Below are 365 nucleotides of genomic sequence, written 5' to 3'. Positions count from 1 at the left end.
TTTGTGGATCAGCTCTGCGATATCCGCGATCTGGTGGCTAACTGCAAAAAAATTAATGAAGACGACAGCGACACCTGGGCATGGGTTGCGTTATGCCTGACATTGATCGGCTGCTTCCCGGTGTTAGGGTCGCTGTGCAAGGGCGGATTTAAAGTCCTGTTTTTGTATTTGCGCAAAAGTCATCTGGATCAGCTAAACAACCCCGGCCAGCTTTACCGTGCGCTTGAAGGCGCCATCGGCTTATTGAACGATTTTCTGAATATGCCCGCCACGCGCAGCGCGCTGAAGTATCTGAAAATTTATAACCCTTACCGTTTCCTCGAGGAGAAATTACGCGGCGTGATCGACAGCCTGGACGTCTTCGA

Annotated in this window: 1 pseudogene; it reads left to right on the top strand. The window is 50.7% G+C overall.

Annotation, left to right across the window (positions count from 1 at the left end):
• Positions 1–365, top strand: a pseudogene (locus LC431_RS26245) (hypothetical protein); the annotation flags it as partial.

Origin of the sequence: Rahnella sp. GSA61A, assembly GCF_019969905.1 — a bacterium.
GTDB classification, from domain to species: Bacteria; Pseudomonadota; Gammaproteobacteria; order Enterobacterales; family Enterobacteriaceae; genus Rahnella; species Rahnella aceris.
The sequence above is the reverse complement of the archived record's forward strand: the minus strand, read 5'-3'. Positions and strand labels throughout refer to the sequence as shown.